Genomic DNA, 18,234 nt, shown 5'->3' with positions numbered 1-18,234 from the left:
TGATTGTCTGCTTGTGTCTTTAGCCTGCTGGTCATCCCCCGAGTTGCCGCCTAATCTGACAAAAGACACAGTTCCAACAGCCTCACAAAAGGTTCGCTGAATGCGCCTGTTCCTGACCCGTATCCGTCCTTTGCTTGGCACCTACCTGACCGTGACAGGACTGATTTTGCTCGGCGGGTTTGGAGCTCTGGCCTCTGCCAGCGAGGCCAGAGCAAACAGCTTTGCCACCCAGGACACCCGGCTGGCAGGACTGCCTTCAGAAGATCTGCAAGACCTCTTGGTGTTTGTCGGCGGCAATGCGCTCTTTGCAGCCTATCACGAAGCCGGGCATATGCTGGTCTCTGAACTCAACATCCCGGTCCTTGGCCAGGAAGAAGACGCCGTCGACAATCTCGCGACCTTGTCCATGCTGGCTGCTGACGATGACGAGACGGATCTTCTGCTGATCAATGCGATGATCGGCTGGTTTCTGGTCGCCTCGCTCGGCAGCGACGATCTTGTCTTTTACGGCGAACATGATCTCGATGAACAACGCGGCTACCGGATCTTGTGCCTGATGGTCGGCGCGGATGAAGACGCATTCCTGGATCTTGCCCGTGATCTTGATCTCCCGGAGGAGCGCATCGAGACCTGCGCCTTCGATTATGAGCAAACGGCCGCCTCCTGGGAGGCCGTCACCGATCCCTATCTCCGCGATGGCGATACACCGGCCGGCCGGATCACAATTGTGCACGACCCGGCCCCCAAGGGTCTGGAAAGCGTGGCCTTGTTCCTTCGGGAAGCGGAAATTCTGGAACAGGTCGCCGATGAACTCGACACATTTTATGATTTGCCAGAACGTGTCACCTTCCGTGCGGCGAGCTGCGGGGTCGAAAATGCCTTTTGGGACCCGAACACGCGGGAAGTGATCTTGTGCCATGAGTTTCTCGGCGGGCTGGCCGAGCTCTATCTCACGGATCTGAAGTACGACAATTAGGAAGCAATTCGCTCTCAGCCACCGCCGGTCTTGCAGCTTTGCCACAGGTTGCAGCCTGCAGACCCGCATCATCCGCTTTCCGCTTGCATCCGCAGCGCTGCTCGGCCATTGATCCGGCCCATGTTGCAAATATCGGATCTCACCTACCGGATCGGGGACCGTCTCCTGATCGACAAAGCCAGCGTAACCCTGCCCGCCAAGGCCAAGACCGGCCTTGTCGGCCGGAACGGGGCCGGCAAATCGACGCTTTTCAAGATCATCACCGGGGACCTTTCGTCGGAAACCGGTTCTGTCCAGATCCCGAAACGCGCCCGCATCGGCCAGGTGGCCCAAGAGGCGCCAGGCACGGAACACACCTTGATGGAAGTGGTGCTCGCCGCCGATACGGAACGCACCAAACTGTTAGCCGAGGCAGAGACTGAGACCGATCCGGAGAAGATCGCAGAAATCCATACCCGGCTTGCCGACATCGGTGCGCATACGGCCGAAGCACGGGCCGGCGCCATTTTGTCCGGTCTCGGCTTTGACGCCGCCGCCCAGCAACGGCCCTGCTCGGCCTTTTCCGGCGGCTGGCGCATGCGGGTGGCGCTCGCTGCGGTTCTGTTCTCCGAGCCGGATCTGTTGCTGCTTGACGAGCCGACCAACTATCTGGATCTGGAGGGAACGCTTTGGCTGGAAAACTATGTCGCGCGCTATCCGCACCAGGTGCTGCTGATCTCCCACGACCGGGATCTTCTGAACAAGGCCGTGGACAGCATCGTGCATCTCGACCGGGGCAAGATGACCTATTACTCCGGCGGCTATGACAGCTTTGACCGGCAACGGCGTGAAGCGATGATCCTTCAAGAAAAAGCCAAGGAGAAACAGGACGCCCAGCGCAAGCACATGCAGGCGTTTGTTGACCGCTTTCGTTACAAGGCCTCCAAAGCCCGCCAGGCACAGGCCCGGCTGAAAATGCTGGAAAGGATGGAGCCGATCGCGGCCCTGACGGAAGAAAGCTCCAAGCCGATCCATTTCCCGGATCCGGAGGGCCGTCTCGCCCCGCCGATCATCAAGCTGGAAGGTGTCTCAACCGGATATGGCGACACCAAGATCCTGTCCCGTCTGACGCTGAACATCGATACAGATGACCGGATCGCTCTGCTTGGAGCCAACGGCAACGGCAAGTCGACCTTCGCCAAGCTGATTTCCAACCGGCTCGTCGCCATGGACGGGGAAATCACAAAGGCAACCAAGCTGAAGATTGCGTTTTTCGCCCAGCATCAGCTCGATGAACTGCGCCCGGAAGAAAGCGCTGTGGCCCATGTGCGCGCCCTGATGCCGGACGCGCCGGAAGCCAAGGTCCGCGCCCGCGTTGCCCGCTTTGGTCTGCCGACCGACAGGCAGGAAACACCGGCAAAGGACCTATCGGGGGGGGAAAAGGCCCGGCTGTTGCTTGGACTTGCGACTTTCGACGGTCCGCATCTCCTCATTCTCGATGAGCCGACCAACCACCTCGACATCGACAGCCGCGAAGCGCTGGTCATGGCCTTGAACGGGTATCAGGGCGCGGTCGTTCTCATCAGCCACGACCGGCATCTGGTCGAAGCGTGCGCCGATCGGTTGTGGTTGGTGGCGGGCGGCAAGGTCGAGCCCTATGACGGCGACATGGAGGATTACAAACGTCTGATCCTGCAAGGCCCTGAAGCGGCACAAAAAGCCCGCGACAAGGCGGTGGCGGCCGAGGCCGACGCGGCCAGCGCCCAGGAAAAGCGCCGGGAAGCGGCCCAAAAACGCAGCCAGTTGAAACCGCTGAAACAAAAGATCGATGCGGCGGAAAAGGAAATGGCGCGCTTGCAGGAAAAGATCGCCAAGATCGACGACATGCTTGCCGATCCGGAGTTCTTCCAGACCGACCCGGAGCGCGCCGCCAAATTCGCCAAGGAACGCGCCTTTTGCGAAAAGAAACTGGTCAAGACGGAAGAAGACTGGCTGGAACTGTCAGCAGAGTTTGAAGAGGCTGGGTGAGTTCTCCGCTATTTTCGCTCGAGTGGTAAATGATGTTCCGGAACCGCTTTCTTGGTCATGCCCGGACTTGAACCGGGCATACACGCCTTGGCGTTTGCCCTTCCGCGCGACTTTTCGAGTGGACACCAAACGGCAAGAATCCCATGGTCGAGCCATGGAAGGGTCTAGGCGAAATGCGACGTTGTATGATCATCGAGATTTCTTGGATTTAGGAGACGCCGTGCTTCGTACGTATTTTATGCTTTCATTTTTTGCGCTGGCCGCAGCGGCTCTGCTTTCCTTCTCCGCCGCGCGTGCTGATGAAGAGCCGTTTTATTTTTGTACCGGTGATTATGTCGAAGAGATGCAGGCCAATGCGGTTCTCGTTCTGCGCACGGACATGGCTGCAATCCAGCCGAAGGACAAAAAAGACCTGAACTGCGAGCTTCCAGATGCCGATGAAACAACACTGCTGCGGCTGATTATTTCCGGCAAAAACGGAGATTTGGAAGCATCTCTACTGCAATACTGGACAGAGTTTCATATCGCGGGCCAACCAAGTCCGGTCAGGATTATGGTCCTCTCAACTTTTTATCCTTATTGGATGAAACGAAGATACGAAGTCAGCGGCCGTCTTTGTGGATACGAAACCCTTGAAAATGGCCTGCAAAGGCGCGCAAAGGTTGATCAGCAGCCTTGCTCTTCCAAAAGCGAATTTATGTTCGGCCGGATGGACACTGGTCAACTGTTTGAAATCTCCTGTCAGCCGGGACATTCGGAATGCGTTCTGACTGCGGATTTTGGCGGTTGGAACATCTCCGCAATAGCGGACAAACAAGTGTTGCTGACTTATTGGCGTGAATTTTCCCGCGCCTTTACCGACGAAATCTCCAATCGAGTTGTTCTGAACTTCACGCCCGACGGATGTGAAGGGGACGCCTGCGCGCTGCTGGAACGACTGATCAGACAGAAATAGGCGGCTCCCGCCCTTCGTCACCCCGGATCGGGGTCCGGGGAAGACGGAGGGTGTGGCGAGAGGCATTGGCCTCTCGTCCTTAGGCCTCATCCCTAACAGATCCTTGCCGCAAAGCCTCAAATCCTCCTCATCCGGCACACGTGATTTTGACGGCGCTGCCTTATGGTTGTCGCGCAATGGGAACGGCTGCTGCCAGGCAGCTTTCGGGATGAGACGAGACAACCGTGCGCGAAAAAATCACCACGCTGGGGTTTGATGCCGATGACACGCTTTGGCACAACGAGCACCTCTTCCGGCTGACGGAAGACCGGTTTGCCGAGTTGCTCGCCGATTACACCGATCCGCAAGGCCTGAAAGACAGGCTTCTGGCGGCGGAAAAGCGCAACATCCTGCACTATGGTTACGGCATCAAGAGTTTTACCCTGTCGATGATCGAGACCGCAATTGAGGTCACCGACCGCAGGGTACCGGCCAGCGTGGTGGCGCAGATCCTGGACGCCGGACGGGAGATCTTGAGCGAACCGGCAACACCCCTGCCCTATGTGCTGGAAACGCTGAAGGCGGTCAAAGGCCGCTACAGGTTGATCATGATCACCAAGGGCGACCTGTTCGATCAGGAGCGTAAGGCCACCGGGTCAGGGCTCGACCGCTATTTTGACGCTCTGGAGATAGTCTCGGAGAAGACGCCGGAAACCTACGAGACGCTGTTTCGCCGTCATGGCACCGGGGCGCAAGAGGCCATGATGATCGGCAACTCCCTGAAATCCGATGTGCTGCCGGCGCTCGCCGCAGGATCTTTTGGAACGCATGTGCCTTTTGGCCAGACACGGGCGCTCGAAGAAGCCGATGTTCCGGAAGCCTCTGACCGTTTTTACCAGATTGACCACATCGGCAAGGTGCCGGAACTGCTGGCGAAAATCGCCGCCTAACGGTCTGCGGCTTTTGAAACAGCCGTCCCCTATTCTCTGCGGTCATCCCCGCCTTGTGCGGGGATCCATTGGCACCCGTGTCCGCGGGAACGCGTACAAACCGAGTGGGAATTCTTCATCCGGATAAAAAAACGGTATGCGCAGACCTGTATATTGGACCCCCGCACAAGGCGGGGATGACCTCAGAAAGTTTTTGCCATCAAGTGCTTAACTTCACTCGCCGAGTGACCAAGCCTCAGGCGCGGAAGACGGCAAGTTCGCTTTAGCTCAATCGTCCTTTTCGACCGGACCGCCCTGTTTGACCCAGTCGGCAAAGCCATCGGTAATGTGAGCGGCCTCAAACCCCATGGAGTTTAGGGTCGCAACTGTCAGCGCCGAGCGCCAGCCGGCGGCGCAGTGGAAGACGAACTTCTTGTCCTCACCGAAAATCTCCTTGAAATAAGGACTTTCCGGATCCACCCAGAATTCGGTCATGCCGCGCGGACAGTGAAAACTGCCCGGGATATAGCCGGAGTGCTTGCGCTCACGGATATCCCGGAGATCGACGAACTGCACGCGCGGATCCTCGACAAGTGCAATGGCGTCCTTCGCGTCGATTTGCTCGATTTGCGCCCGCGCCTGGGCGACAAGCTCGGCGGATGAGATTTTCAAGTTTTTCGGCATACCGCCTCCCTAGATTTTTCGTTCGAACACTGCCCGGACATGTGGAATGATCCGTCCCGGACGTTCAATTTCATAAAACTCTTCCCGGACCATTTTCAGACCGAAGGTTTCAAAACGCCGCCATTCGGATGGTTTCATCGGCCACGGCGGGCCCTTCGCGTCTCCGTCCTCCTTCTGACTGCGATTGATTAGAAGCAGCCGTCCCGCCGGAGCGACCAAACCGGCCATGACCTTAACCGCCCTGGTGCGCAAATCGCCATCAAGCGCCTGAATGGTGTAGCACTCCTGAACCAGATCAAACGCACCGTGCCACTCGTCCGGCAACTGAAAGAGGTCTGCCGCACGGTAGGAAACAGAACTGTCCGGAAACCGTTTCTGCGCCCACACAATAGCGTCTTCCGACAAATCGAACGCTTCCGTTTTGTAGCCCGCCGCTGCAAGAGCTTCCGCATTATCGCCAAGGCCGCACCCGATATCGATGGCGCGTTTTCCCTCGCCCGGATTATCCGCAAGCCATTCGACGATCGCCTGCTTGGGCGCCAAATCCGCCCAGGGAACGGCGGCCGGATCGCCGCCAGCTTCACGGTAAACCGTATGGAACCAGGCCAGCCGGTCATCGGCCGCGCCGCCCTTGGCACCGGTCAGTTCGTCAATCCGGCCCCGCGCCGCATCCCGGCGGGCCATGAATGCACTGTCGGAGTGAACCGTCTTGTCGCTCATGCCTTGCGCTCCCAGCCGCCCGCTTCCGTTTGCTGCCAATAGGCGATCTGAAACCCGGAGGATTTGGCTTCCTTCCAGCGCATGCGCGCCTCTTCGACCGCTCCCTGATCATTGCCGTCAAACATGTAGATCGCCCGTTTGTAGGGGTCGAGCGCCGGCGGTGCGGCCCGGTCCACGAGAAACCGCACATCCGCCTCGTTCGGATTGTCCTGCTCGAAGGTCAGATAGATCGGCTGATGTTCCGCATATCCATCGGCCTTGGTGCCATGCGGCAGGAAGCTGTCGTCCTGATAAGTCCACAAATGGGCATCGAGCGCATTGCACCGTTCCTGTAATCCGGTTTGCACAATCACTTTCCAGTCGCGGTCCAGACACTTTTGAAGAAGTTCCGGCAGGGCCAACTCCAGCGGCTTGTGCAAGAGATGATAAAAGACAACTTCAACGCTCATAAGGTTTCAACAACACCTCTTTGAAGACCCAAATCAGTCACCATGCACAGCACTATCATGCGCTGGCGGTCATAAGTGATGCAGCTCAGCCACAGGAGGGACGGCAAATTGCATCCACACAAATCCGACCGTGGACACCTTAGCCGAGTCGTTGCATTAACCTTCCGAAAATAACCGTTCGTTAGGCTTACCGCCGGGGACGATCTTTCAAGATCTGGCGTTATGGCTGGGGTGCGGTTTCCCGACCCGGCCGAGATGGGGATTGTGTATGCTTGCACGAGTAGTTGTGTTTTGCGGATTGGTGGCCTGTGTAGCTGGAGCCACTGTCGGCATGGGTTTCCTGGTCGAACCTGCGACCGCATGTCAGGCCTATAAAACCTGCTGATTTTCCGGACTTCTCAGTCCATGAAAAACCCGCCAATTCGGCGGGTTTTTCTTTGTTTTCAGCTCTTTTCAATCAGCTCTCGTAGTGGTCCGCCACCAACTGGTTGAGCAGGCGAACGCCGTAGCCAGACGCCCAGCTCTGGCACGTGTCATCCTTAGGCGCTCCAAATGCTGTGCCGGCAATGTCCAGATGCGCCCATGGCACATCGTTGGAAAAGCGCTGCAGGAACTGCGCGGCGGTGATAGATCCGGCCCACCGCCCTCCGGTGTTTTTCACGTCAGCATTCGGTGTGTCGATGAGCTTGTCGTAATCCTTCGACAACGGTAGGCGCCAGAGCGGCTCTCCGCTGGCCTTGGCGGCATCCAACAGCTTCTCGGCCAGTTCATCATTGTTTGAAAACAGACCCGCGTTCAAATTGCCGAGTGCAACCAGGACCGCACCGGTCAGTGTTGCCAGGTCGATCATGATTGCCGGCTTGTATTTTTCCTGCGTGTACCACATGGCATCGGCCAGAACGAGACGGCCCTCGGCGTCCGTATTCAGGATTTCGATGGTCGTTCCGGACATGGCGGTCACGATGTCGCCGGGCCGTTGTGCGTTGCCGTCCGGCATGTTCTCGACAAGACCGATGACACCCACCACATTTGCCTTGGCCTTGCGGGCCGCAATTGCATGCATGGCACCCGTAACGGCTGCTGCGCCGCCCATGTCACCCTTCATGTCTTCCATACCGCCGGCCGGTTTGATGGAGATCCCGCCGGTATCAAAAACCACGCCCTTGCCCACCAAGGCGACGGGAGCAGCGCCTTTTTTGCCGCCGTTCCAGCGCATGACGGCAAGGCGCGGCGGACGGACCGAGCCTTGAGACACGCCCAAGAGCGCGGCCATCTTGAGCTTTTTCATCTCCTTTTCGCCGAGGATTTCGACCTCAATACCAAGCGCTTCCAATTCCGAGGCCTTGGCGGCGAATTCGACTGGCCCAAGAACGTTTGCCGGCTCGTTGACCAAATCACGTGCCAGGATCACCCCATCGGCAATGCCTTCCGCCGTTGTCCAGGCTTTTCGCGCGGCTTTGGGATCTGAAACTTGAAGGGTCAATTTGAGCGTTTTCTTGGCCTTGTCGTCATCCTTTTTGGACTTGTACTTGTCGAATTCGTAAGCGCGCAGTTTGGCACCCATTGCAAATTCAGCCGCAAGCTCCGGATCCAGCTCCTCGCCTTCCGGGGCTTCAAGAACGACTGTCGCCGCCTCTGCCTTGGCAGACTTAAGGGCGGCAAACACTGCACCGCCGAACGCGCGCCAGTCATCGCGGGTGAGCCCGTCCATCGCACCGGTTCCAAAGACAATCAGCCGATCGAGAGAAAGACCACCGGGTGCGACGAGATCGAGGCTGGTCTTTTTCTTTCCGGAGAACCCTCCGATCTCCGCGACATTCGCCAGGCCACCCGTCAAATCACCGACGAGTCCTGCGGTGGCAGCTCCAGTTGCCAATGCCTCGCCTGCCAAAGCGACCACAATCCCCTTTGACGGAGCGTCGATTTTCGAAAAGGAGATCTTGTTCAGCTTGGTCATCGTTTGTCCTTGCAGGTCGGTCAAAGTCATCAGGATGTGAAACAGGACAACGTTGTGTCCTGGCCGGGAGATATCCCTAGATTGCTAAATCATGGCGTTTTAAAGCGTTTTCGGCAAGATCAGTTGCAAATTAATGTATATTAACCATCTTCTTTCATGGGCCATTCACCACATCCCGTGTTATTGAACATAAAGTCAAATTTTATGAGATTTGTACGGAGTATCCGGCAGCTGCCATGAACACGCTGGAACGCTATATTATTCGGCGCACCGCCTATGCGTTCACGCTCACACTCGCCGCTATGACGGGGGTTGTTTGGGCAACGCAGGCGCTCCGGCAGCTGGACCTCGTGACGTCCAAAGGACAGACAATCGTCCAGTTCATCGGCATCACCATGTTGGCCTTGCCGTTTCTGATCGTCACAGTCGCGCCCTTTGCGCTCATGATCGCGCTCATACTGGTACTGAACGCGCTCTCCGGCGACAGCGAGCTGATCGTGATTGATGCAAGCGGTGGATCCAGGTTTCTGGTACTCAAGCCCGTACTTGTGTTTGCCACGATCATCATGCTGCTGGTGTCTGCCTTCTCGCTCTATGTCGCGCCCGCCGGCCTTGCCCAGCTTCGAACGGAAATCACGCGTGTGCGGGCAGATCTCGTTGCCAACATCGTCAAACCGGGGCGTTTCATCAACGTGGAGGAAGGGTTGACCTTCCACATCCGAAACCGGTCTGGCAAAGGCACACTCGATGGTCTTTTGATGCATGACACGCGGGACCCAGACACGGCCTTTACCTATCAGGCTGATACCGGAAATATAATTGAGGCAGCCGGCCGGACATTGCTGGTGATGCAGAACGGCACGATCCAGCGGCGGCCGAAACAGGTCGGCGATATGTCGATCGTCCGATTTCAGTCCTATGCCTTCGATTTGTCCAACCTGATCCCGGAAGCGAGCGAACCGGTCTTCAAGCCGAGCGAGAGAAGCACTGCAAACCTCCTTGGCCCGCCCGGAAATGATTATTTTGCTGTGACACACCCGGATCGGCTTCGGGCAGAAATTCATGAGCGGTTCAGTTTGCCGCTCTATTGCTTGTCCTTCGCTCTGATAGTTTTTGCATTCCTTGGCGTTGCACGGACGACCCGGCAGGGGCGCGGCATGGCGATTGTGGGCGCGATCACCTGCTGCGTTCTTTTGCGCACTACCGGCTTCGGGATCACGGCAATCTCCAATGATACCGCTGTGCTTTATGCGATGCGGTATGTGGTTCCCGTTTTGGGCGGTGGCATCGCCCTTGTTTCGATCCTCCGCGGGCACCAGGGCAAACAGTCTCAAGCCCTCCAACGGTTCCAGCTCATGATCGGAGACTGGGTTGAAGCAATCACCGCAAAATTGACCAAGAACCGTGCCGGGAGCGCTTCATGATCCTGGGGCGAACGCTTTCTGTCTACTTCTCCGGCCGCTTTATAAAAGCGATCCTTGGCCTTTTCCTGTTCGCCGCGGTGCTGCTCTTCCTGTTCGATGTGCTGGAACTTGTCCGGCGCGGCAGCGACAGAGAGGGCTTCACAGTGATGCGGGTCGCCTACATATCGCTCCTACGGGTCCCTCTCCTTCTGGAGCAGGTCATCCCATTTACGGTTCTGTTTGGTGCAATCGCAGCCTTCGTCACACTCAGCCGCGCCTTGGAACTGGTCGTAACCCGGGCGGCTGGCATTTCGGTTTGGCAGTTTTCAACTCCCGCCGTTTTGGTTGGTCTTTTCCTCGGGGTGTTCTCAATCACGGTCTACAATCCCGCTGCGGTCTACCTTCAGCAAAAATCAGAGGAAGCTGCTGCCGGATTGTTCGGGGCCGATCAGACCTTCTTGTTGCAGAGCTCCGGAGAGGTCTGGGTCCGTCAAGACGGCCTCGATGGAGAGTCTGTGCTGCGCGCTTCTCAGCTTCTGGACAACGGGACACGTCTTTTGAGGGTCACGGTTTTCACCTTTGACGAAGACGGCACGTTCCGTGAGCGGATCGAAGCAGAACAGGCACGGCTTGGAAACGAGACCTGGTATCTCGACAATGCCATCGTCTACACCACTGAAAACGATCCACAGTCTTACAGCGTCTATCAAATCAGTACGTTCCTGACAGCGACAGAGGTTCGAGAGAGCATCGGGTCGCCCGAATCGATATCATTCTGGAACCTGCCCCGGTTTATCGAACTGGCGAGAAACGCGGGTTTGCCAGCCTATCGTTACAATCTACAATATCAATCGCTTCTCGCGCGGCCATTGTTGTTGATTGCAATGATCCTGATCGCAGCGGCGGTTTCCCTTAAAGTTTCGCGATTTGGTGGATTGGGACGGATGATTCTGGGTGGAATCCTGTCCGGGTTCGTGCTTTACGTTCTTACGGAACTGGCCAAGGACTTCGGAGGGGCGGGAATCGTGCCTCCGTTGGTTGCTGCGTGGGCGCCAGGAATATTTGGGGTACTTATGGGTTTGACAATTCTCTTGCATCAGGAAGACGGGTAAGGCGCATGACGTTTCCGTTTTTTCTGAACACAGAGATTTGGGCCGGACGTGCATGCCTTTTGGCAGCCGTCAGCGCTCTTGCCGTGTCAGCTGGAATATTGACGGCCCCGCATTCTGCATCCGCACAGAACCTTGATTTTTTCAACAGCGAAGCGCCCTCCGCTGACGAAGACCTCCTGCTTGAGGCCAACAACCTCACCTACGATTTCGACCGTGACATCATCACCGCGCGCGGCGATGTGCAGGTCTACTACGACGGCAACACGGTTCAGGCCGCTCAGATCGTTTTTAACCGTGGCACGCAGCAGCTAACGGCTACAGGCAACGTCATTTTCCTAGATACCGAAGGCAACATTCTTCGGACCGAAGAGTTGCAGATGTCGGAAGACTTTGCGCAGGCCTTCGCCCGCTCGCTTCAGATCGACATGCCGAACAGAACGCGGCTGATTGCCGAGCAGGCAACCCGTGAAGACGGCAACGTTACAGTCGTGGAAAATGGTGTGTACACCGTCTACACGAATCCGACGCGTCCGGCTGGCAAAGCACCGCTCTGGCGCATCCGTTCCAAAACGATTATCCATGACAAACAGGAAAAGGTGATCCGGTTCGAGCAGCCGTCGCTCGAATTCTACGGACAGCCGGTCCTTTATGCACCGTTCTTGTCGATGCCTGACCCAACCGTCAAGCGTCATTCCGGCTTTCTAATCCCGAACTGGGTGATTGCGGACAAGCTCGGGTTCGGAGCGAATATTCCGTACTATTGGGCCTTGAGCCCGCATCGCGATCTAACGACAACATTTACTCCGCTGACCAGGCAAGGGCTGTTTGTCGACGTTGATTTCCGTCAGCAGTTCCGGCGGGGCGACTTTTCGCTGTCAGCTGGCGGCATCTATCAGCTTGATCCTGACCAGTTCAAAACCCAGCGCGCCGACAGCGACATGCGCGGTGCTTTCCGCACGACGGGCACATTCAATGTAACCGGTGCCTGGAACCTCGGCTGGGATGTCACCTACAAGAGTGACCGGGCCTTCTTTGAAGACTATTCCTTCACAAGCTGGGGCGGGAACGAAACCTCGAGGATCTACTTCGAGGGCCTGACTGAGCGCAACGCTCTCAGTTTCAACACCTACGGCTTCCAGATCGCTCAGGCAGATTATACGTCGAGCAACTTCAACGCGGATGGTTTCTCGCCCGTTGGAAGCAACCTGCAGAGCAAACAGCCCTTAGTGCTCCCGGTCGTCGACTACGATTTCGTATTTGCAGACCCTGTGTTGGACGGCGAGCTTTCACTCGCTGCGAACTTCACATCGTTGACCCGCGAAGAAACCGACGCGTTCTCCATTGATGGTGGGACCAATGCCCGCTTCCGCGGAGTGGACGGCACGTTCTCGCGTCTGTCGGTCGACGGCACCTGGCGCCGTACCTTTGTCGACCCACTTGGTCAAACATTTACGCCGTTCGCGTATATGAAGGGCGATCTGTTCTTCCTGGCCTCCCCGGATGCGGATGTTACAGCTCTCGCAGGTGAGAGTTTTGTGGGCCGTGCTATGCCGGCGGTCGGTCTGGAATACAGCTATCCGATCATCGCAAGCTTCAACGGCGGCAACCAGATTTTCGAGCCGATCGCTCAGATCATCGCCCGCCCGAACGAACAGCGCATCGGCGAACTGCCGAACGAGGACGCACAGAGCATCGTCTTCGACACGACCACCTTGTTTGATACGGACAAGTTTTCCGGTTTCGACCGCGCTGAAGGTGGCACCCGCCTCAATGTGGGCTTGAACTACAAGCTTCAACTGAACAGCGGCCACTATCTAACCGGCCTTTTCGGCCGGTCCTATCATCTCGCTGGCGAGAACTCCTACAAGGTCCCGGATATTCTGGGCGCGACACAAGATTCCGGACTTGAGTCCGATCTGTCCGACTATGTCGGCAGCTTGTACCTGGATACCAAATACGGTGTGAAACTCGGCACGCAGGCACGGTTTGATAAGGACGACTTCTCGATCAACCGTTTGCAAGCTCAAGCCAGTGCTATCTACGGACCGGTGGTCTCATCGGTCGCCTATGCCTTCCTCGATGCCCAGCCCAATGTTGGCATTGACGATACGCGCGAAGAGTTACTCGGCTCAGCCAGCCTGCGGCTGCAGGAGAATTGGCGTGTGTTCGGATCCATGCGCTACGATCTTCAGAACAGCAACATTGTTCAGGACGGCGTCGGCGTCGGCTATGACGACGATGGCTTCTCTCTTTCATTGTCTTATTCAGAAGACCGCAGCCGCAACGATGGCGACACAACCGATCGCCTCTTGTTTTTCCGGGTTGGCTTGAGAACACTCGGAAATACTCAGATTCAAAGCAACGCGATCAACAACTAGTGATTTTGCTTTAAGAACGGCTATTATTTCACCGGCGTGCCACCAGAATGCCCCAAATAAACCAGATGCTGTGAAACATCGGGTTTCTCTTTTATTCTGACGTGCACTTTGTTATCCAGTGTCGTCAAACATGGCCAAAACTCACGGAAGTTCCATGCGCAATCGCTTCGTCATCTTGTCCGCACTCGTGGCTCTACTCTTGGCAGCGCCAATCGCACCGTCTGCCAATGCGGCAATCAAGGTGATCGTCAACGATGTGCCGATAACCGACTATGACATCACCCAGCGCGCCCGGCTCATTACGCTCACTCAGCGGAAAAGTGCCTCTGTTGCCCGGCGTGAAGCCGTGCAGGAACTGATCGACGACCAAGTCAAGGTCGGTGAGGCGACCCGCATGGGCATGAGCGTCAGCGACAGTGAAGTCGACAACGCCTATGCAAACATCGCCAGGAACGTGAAACTTACCCCTGCCAGACTGACTCAGGCACTCGGACAGGGCGGAGTGCGAGCCGAAACACTGAAAAAACGCCTGCGAGCGCAGCTCATCTGGGGCAAGCTGGTCCGGGCCCGGTTCAGCGGCGGTGTCGATGTGGACGAGTCCGATATAATCGCGGCCCTTCGCAAAACCGATGAAGAAGACCGGGCCACGTCCATTGAATATGACCTTCAGCGCGTGATCGTCGTTGTTCCGAAAAACTCCTCCAACGGTTTCAAATCCCAGCGCCGCCGCGAAATCGCTCAGATCCGCAAAGCTGTCTCCAGCTGCGAGGACATGGGCTCTGTCCTTGGTCAATATAAGGAAGTTGTTGTCCAGCCAATCGGACGGCGGCTTGAAACCGAAATTCCGCCGAACATCATTGATCAGGTGAAAAAGTTGGGGCCCGGCAAACTAACCAACCCAAACCCGACCCCAGTCGGCTTTGAAATGATTGCCATTTGCGGGAAACGTGAGATCCAGTCCGACATTGCCATGCGCACCAAGCTGGAAAACGAACTGCGGGCCAAGGAAGGCGAAAGCCAAGCCCGTCGTTTGTTGATGGATGCCAAGCGCCGGTCAACGATCATATATCGTTGATCAATATGCCGCTCTCCAAGATGCGAAGTTCAGGAAAGCCTGTTGCCATCACGCTCGGCGAACCAGCGGGAATTGGCCCGGACTTGACACTGCAGGCTTGGTTCAATCGGAAAAAGCTTGGCCTTCCAGCCTTCTACGTGCGTGGCGACGTCGAACTCTTAAGCCAGCGTGCGGAAAAACTCGAACTTCCGGTCCACTTCGAAAGCTGCTCACCAGACCAGGCTTCGGATCGGTTTTCTTATGCCCTGCCCGTGGTTCAAACGGGCCCCAGCCTAACCGATATGCCAGGGGAAGAGGATCCGGCGGCTGCCGCTTCCGTCATCAACTCGATTGAAGCGTGTGTGCAAGACGTTTTTGACGGTGCTGCGATTGGTGTCGTTACCAATCCGATAAACAAGGCTGCGCTTTATAAGGCTGGTTTCAAACATCCCGGCCATACCGAGTTTCTGGGTTCATTGGCCGAAGAGTTTTGGCCCGGCCAGCCTTCCAAACCTGTCATGATGATTGCCGGGCCGGATCTGATGGTCGTACCGGTCACCATTCATATTCCGCTTTCCGATGTCCCTCAGCGTTTGACAGAAGACTTAATCGTCGAGACAGCAGAAATCGTTTCAAACGATATGACGAGCCGGTTCGGCTTTAAAAATCCGCGCCTCGCTTTGTGCGGCCTCAATCCGCATGCGGGCGAGAATGGTGCCTTGGGTACGGAAGATCAGAATGTCATTGTACCGGCTGTTGAACGATTGAAGGCAATGGGAATTGCGGCCTCAGGCCCGCACCCGGCAGACACGATGTTTCACCCGGAAGCCCGTCTGAAATATGACTGTGCCCTCGGCATGTATCACGACCAAGTTCTGGTGCCTGCTAAAACCATCGGCTTCGATGACAGTGTCAATGTCACGTTGGGCCTTCCTTTCATCCGCACGTCTCCTGACCACGGCACAGCCTATACGCTTGCCGGCACCGGGATGGCGCGGATCGAGAGCTTTTGTGCAGCTATTCGCATGGCGCATGCGCTGGCGCATCCTGAAACGCTTTAGGACACCAACCGCGGCATGGCCCAAATCGACGATCTTCCACCGCTTCGCGACGTCATCGCGACCCATGGACTGAATGCAAAAAAGTCGCTTGGACAGAACTTCCTGTTAGATCTAAACCTGACGTCCCGGATCGCCCGATCGGCTGGGAGCCTGGAAGATCATACGGTCCTGGAAATCGGGCCAGGCCCGGGCGGCTTGACCCGGGCGCTGCTGGCTGCGGGTGCCAAGAAAGTTGTCGCGATCGAAAAAGACAGCCGATGCCTTCCGGCACTGGCCGAGATCGCGGATCATTACCCAGGACGCCTTGAAATCATCGAGGGTGATGCTCTTGAAACAGATCCGGTTGCTGTAACTGGTGGAGACAAGGTGCGGATTGCGGCCAACCTTCCCTATAATGTGGGTACTCAATTGCTGATCAACTGGATCACAACGCCCGACTGGCCGCCCTTCTGGTCATCGCTGACCTTGATGTTTCAAAAGGAAGTCGGGGAACGGATCGCCGCAGCACCTGGCTCAAAAGCCTATGGCCGGCTCGGGGTCCTTGCCGGTTGGCGCTGCAAGGGCGGTATCTTGTTCGACATCAGTCCGAAGGCGTTTACCCCGCCGCCGAAAGTCACATCCGCGGTCGTGCATCTGACCCCAAATCCGGCCCCCCTGCACTGCGATCTCTCCAGCCTGGAGAAATTGACTGCGGCTGCATTCGGGCAACGCCGCAAGATGTTGCGCGCCAGTCTGAAGTCTCTGTCCCCGGATGCAGAACGTTTGATTGAAGAAGCTGGGCTAAAACCAACCGCCCGCGCAGAAGAAATTGACATTGCCGGTTTTGTCAAACTGGCGAATACATTCCATGCGGTAGGCGCGCTCTAAGGTATCTTGAGCTTCTGAGCGCGCTGGAGCAGCGGTCGGGTTAGCCTTTGGAGACCAATTCGACTTCTAGGTCGTCAACCATGCCTTGAATCAAGGAACCGATTTTTGGCGACCGTGCCTGCTTGAGGCGTTCTGCTTTCAAGATGGCCCGGACATTTTCGTAGGCCCGCTCCAGATCGTCGTTCACGACGACATAGTCGTACTTCGACCAATGCCGCATTTCGCCAACGGCGGTTTTCATGCGCTTGGCGATGACATCATCCGCGTCTTCCGCGCGGCGATAGAGACGGGATTTCATTTCGGCGATGGAGGGCGGCAGAATGAAGATCGAGACGACGTCGTCACGCATCTTTTCATAAAGCTGAAACGTGCCCTGGATGTCGATATCGAACAGAATGTCCCGACCGTTTTCAATGGCGTTTTCAACGGGCCCGCGCGGCGTCGCATAATAATTGCCGTGGACTTCCGCCCATTCCAGCAACTCGTCATGGGCCCGCATTTGTTCAAAACGGTTTGGATCGAGGAAGTGGTAATGCACCCCGTCCACTTCGCTCGACCGGCGTGGCCGGGTGGTCACAGAAATGGAAAGTTCGAGATTGTTTTCCTTTTCCAGCAACAGCCGGGCAATGGTCGACTTCCCGGCGCCAGAGGGCGAGGACAATACAAGCATCAGCCCGCGGCGCTGCTGCTCGGCTTCATCCGCACTCACACGCGTTCCAACTGCCGTGTCCGTCATGACCGTTTCACTCCAGGTTTTGTATCTGCTCGCGCATTTGATCTATGACGGCCTTCAAGTCCAGCCCGATTGCCGTAAGGTCCACATCATTGGACTTTGAACACAGTGTATTGGCTTCCCGGTTAAATTCTTGTGCAAGAAAATCAAGGCGGCGGCCAATAGCGCCGCCGGTGTCGAGCAGCTCCCTCACCGCGTTCACGTGGGCATGCAGGCGATCGAGCTCTTCACGAATATCGGCTTTCGTCGCCAGAAAGACCGCTTCTTGATGCAAACGCTGCGGATCGAGCTTTGTTTCCGATGCTTCAAGAAGCTCCTCGACCATTTTTTTCAGTCGAGCCTTAATGGCCTCCGGCCGGCGTGCCGGCAGGTCTTCTGCAGCCTGTGTCAGGCTCGCAATCGTATCGATCTGCTGGTGAACAACCTTGCCGATCGCTGCACCTTCAGAATGGCGCATGTCGACAAGATCAATAAGTGCCGCGTCAAGTGAGGTCAAAAGAGCACTTTGCAAGGCCTGCTGCGCCGCCTCGTCGTCTTCCTGCTCCTTGAGCTCGAAAACACCCTTTTGCGCCAAAATACCATCGAGGGTGGGAGGAGCCACATTTGGAATTCTGGTTTCAAGCAACTTGATCGCGGACAAGACAGACTCCAGGGCGGCTTCGTTCACCTGAAGCTGATTTTCGGCCTGATCCCGCTGCATCGACAGGCCAATGGAGATATTGCCCCGGCGCAGAACCTTGCTGCACCGCTCCCGGATCTTTGGCTCAAGGGCTTCCAAACCTGTCGGGATGCGGATTCGGAGGTCGAGAGATTTTCCGTTTACGGACCTCAGTTCCCATGTCCAGCGAACGACGCCGGATTCACCGGGCGCGCGCGCGAACCCTGTCATGCTGGCAAGTGCCATATGCCCCTCCGGATCTCTGCCGGTTTTGACCGCTAAATCTACGGTGCCCCAAAAGGTGTCAGCGTG

General features: G+C 56.7%; 16 protein-coding genes. 10 read left to right on the top strand and 6 right to left on the bottom strand.

The window, feature by feature from the left end:
- The first annotated feature begins 100 nt into the window (after positions 1–100).
- The 4 genes from RBB44_RS08190 to RBB44_RS08175 all read left to right on the top strand — a co-directional run bounded on the left by RBB44_RS08190 (position 101) and on the right by RBB44_RS08175 (position 4,867).
- Positions 101–976 carry a DUF4344 domain-containing metallopeptidase gene (locus RBB44_RS08190; RefSeq protein WP_306146908.1) on the top strand — a complete coding sequence of 292 codons (876 nt, stop codon included), beginning with the start codon at positions 101–103 and terminating at the stop codon, positions 974–976.
- A 120-nt stretch (positions 977–1,096) separates the two neighbouring features.
- Entirely contained in the window at positions 1,097–2,983 is a 1,887-nt protein-coding gene (locus tag RBB44_RS08185) for an ABC-F family ATP-binding cassette domain-containing protein (protein WP_306146907.1), read from the top strand.
- Positions 2,984–3,185: 202 nt separating this feature from the next.
- The gene (locus tag RBB44_RS08180; RefSeq protein WP_306146906.1) at positions 3,186–3,938 is read left to right on the top strand and encodes a hypothetical protein; all 753 of its coding nucleotides are present in this window, start codon (positions 3,186–3,188) and stop codon (positions 3,936–3,938) included.
- Positions 3,939–4,162: 224 nt separating this feature from the next.
- Complete coding sequence (locus tag RBB44_RS08175; RefSeq protein WP_306146905.1) at positions 4,163–4,867, top strand: HAD family hydrolase; 705 nt, start codon at positions 4,163–4,165, stop codon at positions 4,865–4,867.
- A 267-nt stretch (positions 4,868–5,134) separates the two neighbouring features.
- Here RBB44_RS08175 and RBB44_RS08170 read toward each other — a convergent pair whose 3' ends face one another.
- The 4 genes from RBB44_RS08170 to RBB44_RS08155 all read right to left on the bottom strand — a co-directional run bounded on the left by RBB44_RS08170 (position 5,135) and on the right by RBB44_RS08155 (position 8,656).
- Positions 5,135–5,530: a rhodanese-like domain-containing protein gene (locus RBB44_RS08170; RefSeq protein ID WP_306146904.1), complete on the bottom strand. Its 396-nt coding sequence runs from the start codon at positions 5,528–5,530 to the stop codon at positions 5,135–5,137.
- A gap of 9 nt (positions 5,531–5,539) precedes the next feature.
- Entirely contained in the window at positions 5,540–6,250 is a 711-nt protein-coding gene (locus tag RBB44_RS08165; protein ID WP_306146902.1) for a bifunctional 2-polyprenyl-6-hydroxyphenol methylase/3-demethylubiquinol 3-O-methyltransferase UbiG, read from the bottom strand.
- Positions 6,247–6,699 (bottom strand): DNA polymerase III subunit chi, encoded by a 453-nt coding sequence (locus RBB44_RS08160; RefSeq protein ID WP_306146901.1) that lies wholly within the window; start codon positions 6,697–6,699, stop codon positions 6,247–6,249. Before RBB44_RS08160 ends, RBB44_RS08165 begins: the two co-directional genes overlap by 4 nt.
- A 457-nt stretch (positions 6,700–7,156) precedes the next feature.
- The gene (locus RBB44_RS08155; RefSeq protein ID WP_306146900.1) at positions 7,157–8,656 is read right to left on the bottom strand and encodes a leucyl aminopeptidase; all 1,500 of its coding nucleotides are present in this window, start codon (positions 8,654–8,656) and stop codon (positions 7,157–7,159) included.
- A gap of 236 nt (positions 8,657–8,892) precedes the next feature.
- Here RBB44_RS08155 and lptF point away from each other — a divergent pair, with 236 nt between their 5' ends.
- The 6 genes from lptF to rsmA all read left to right on the top strand — a co-directional run bounded on the left by lptF (position 8,893) and on the right by rsmA (position 16,531).
- On the top strand, positions 8,893–10,080 hold the full coding sequence (lptF, locus tag RBB44_RS08150) for an LPS export ABC transporter permease LptF (protein WP_306146898.1): 1,188 nt from the start codon (positions 8,893–8,895) through the stop codon (positions 10,078–10,080).
- Positions 10,077–11,171, top strand: coding sequence for an LPS export ABC transporter permease LptG (lptG, locus tag RBB44_RS08145; protein WP_133950320.1), 1,095 nt, complete (start codon positions 10,077–10,079; stop codon positions 11,169–11,171). Before lptF ends, lptG begins: the two co-directional genes overlap by 4 nt.
- Positions 11,172–11,176: 5 nt before the next feature.
- Positions 11,177–13,549, top strand: coding sequence for an LPS-assembly protein LptD (locus RBB44_RS08140; protein ID WP_306146896.1), 2,373 nt, complete (start codon positions 11,177–11,179; stop codon positions 13,547–13,549).
- A gap of 154 nt (positions 13,550–13,703) precedes the next feature.
- The gene (locus RBB44_RS08135; RefSeq protein WP_209177623.1) at positions 13,704–14,624 is read left to right on the top strand and encodes a SurA N-terminal domain-containing protein; all 921 of its coding nucleotides are present in this window, start codon (positions 13,704–13,706) and stop codon (positions 14,622–14,624) included.
- Between the two features lie 5 nt (positions 14,625–14,629).
- Entirely contained in the window at positions 14,630–15,664 is a 1,035-nt protein-coding gene (pdxA, locus tag RBB44_RS08130) for a 4-hydroxythreonine-4-phosphate dehydrogenase PdxA (RefSeq protein WP_306146894.1), read from the top strand.
- 15 nt (positions 15,665–15,679) lie between these two features.
- Positions 15,680–16,531 (top strand): 16S rRNA (adenine(1518)-N(6)/adenine(1519)-N(6))-dimethyltransferase RsmA, encoded by an 852-nt coding sequence (gene rsmA, locus RBB44_RS08125; protein WP_306146893.1) that lies wholly within the window; start codon positions 15,680–15,682, stop codon positions 16,529–16,531.
- 40 nt (positions 16,532–16,571) lie between these two features.
- Here the strand turns inward: rsmA and gmk are convergent, their stop codons facing one another.
- Together gmk and RBB44_RS08115 are read right to left on the bottom strand one after the other, a co-directional pair.
- Positions 16,572–17,267, bottom strand: coding sequence for a guanylate kinase (gene gmk, locus RBB44_RS08120; protein ID WP_306146892.1), 696 nt, complete (start codon positions 17,265–17,267; stop codon positions 16,572–16,574).
- 7 nt (positions 17,268–17,274) lie between these two features.
- On the bottom strand, positions 17,275–18,168 hold the full coding sequence (locus RBB44_RS08115) for a YicC/YloC family endoribonuclease (protein WP_306146891.1): 894 nt from the start codon (positions 18,166–18,168) through the stop codon (positions 17,275–17,277).
- Positions 18,169–18,234: the final 66 nt, after the last annotated feature.

It is taken from the genome of Roseibium sp. MMSF_3247 (assembly GCF_030733765.1).
Lineage (GTDB): Bacteria > Pseudomonadota > Alphaproteobacteria > Rhizobiales > Stappiaceae > Roseibium.
This window is presented reverse-complemented; position numbering and strand designations above follow the sequence as displayed.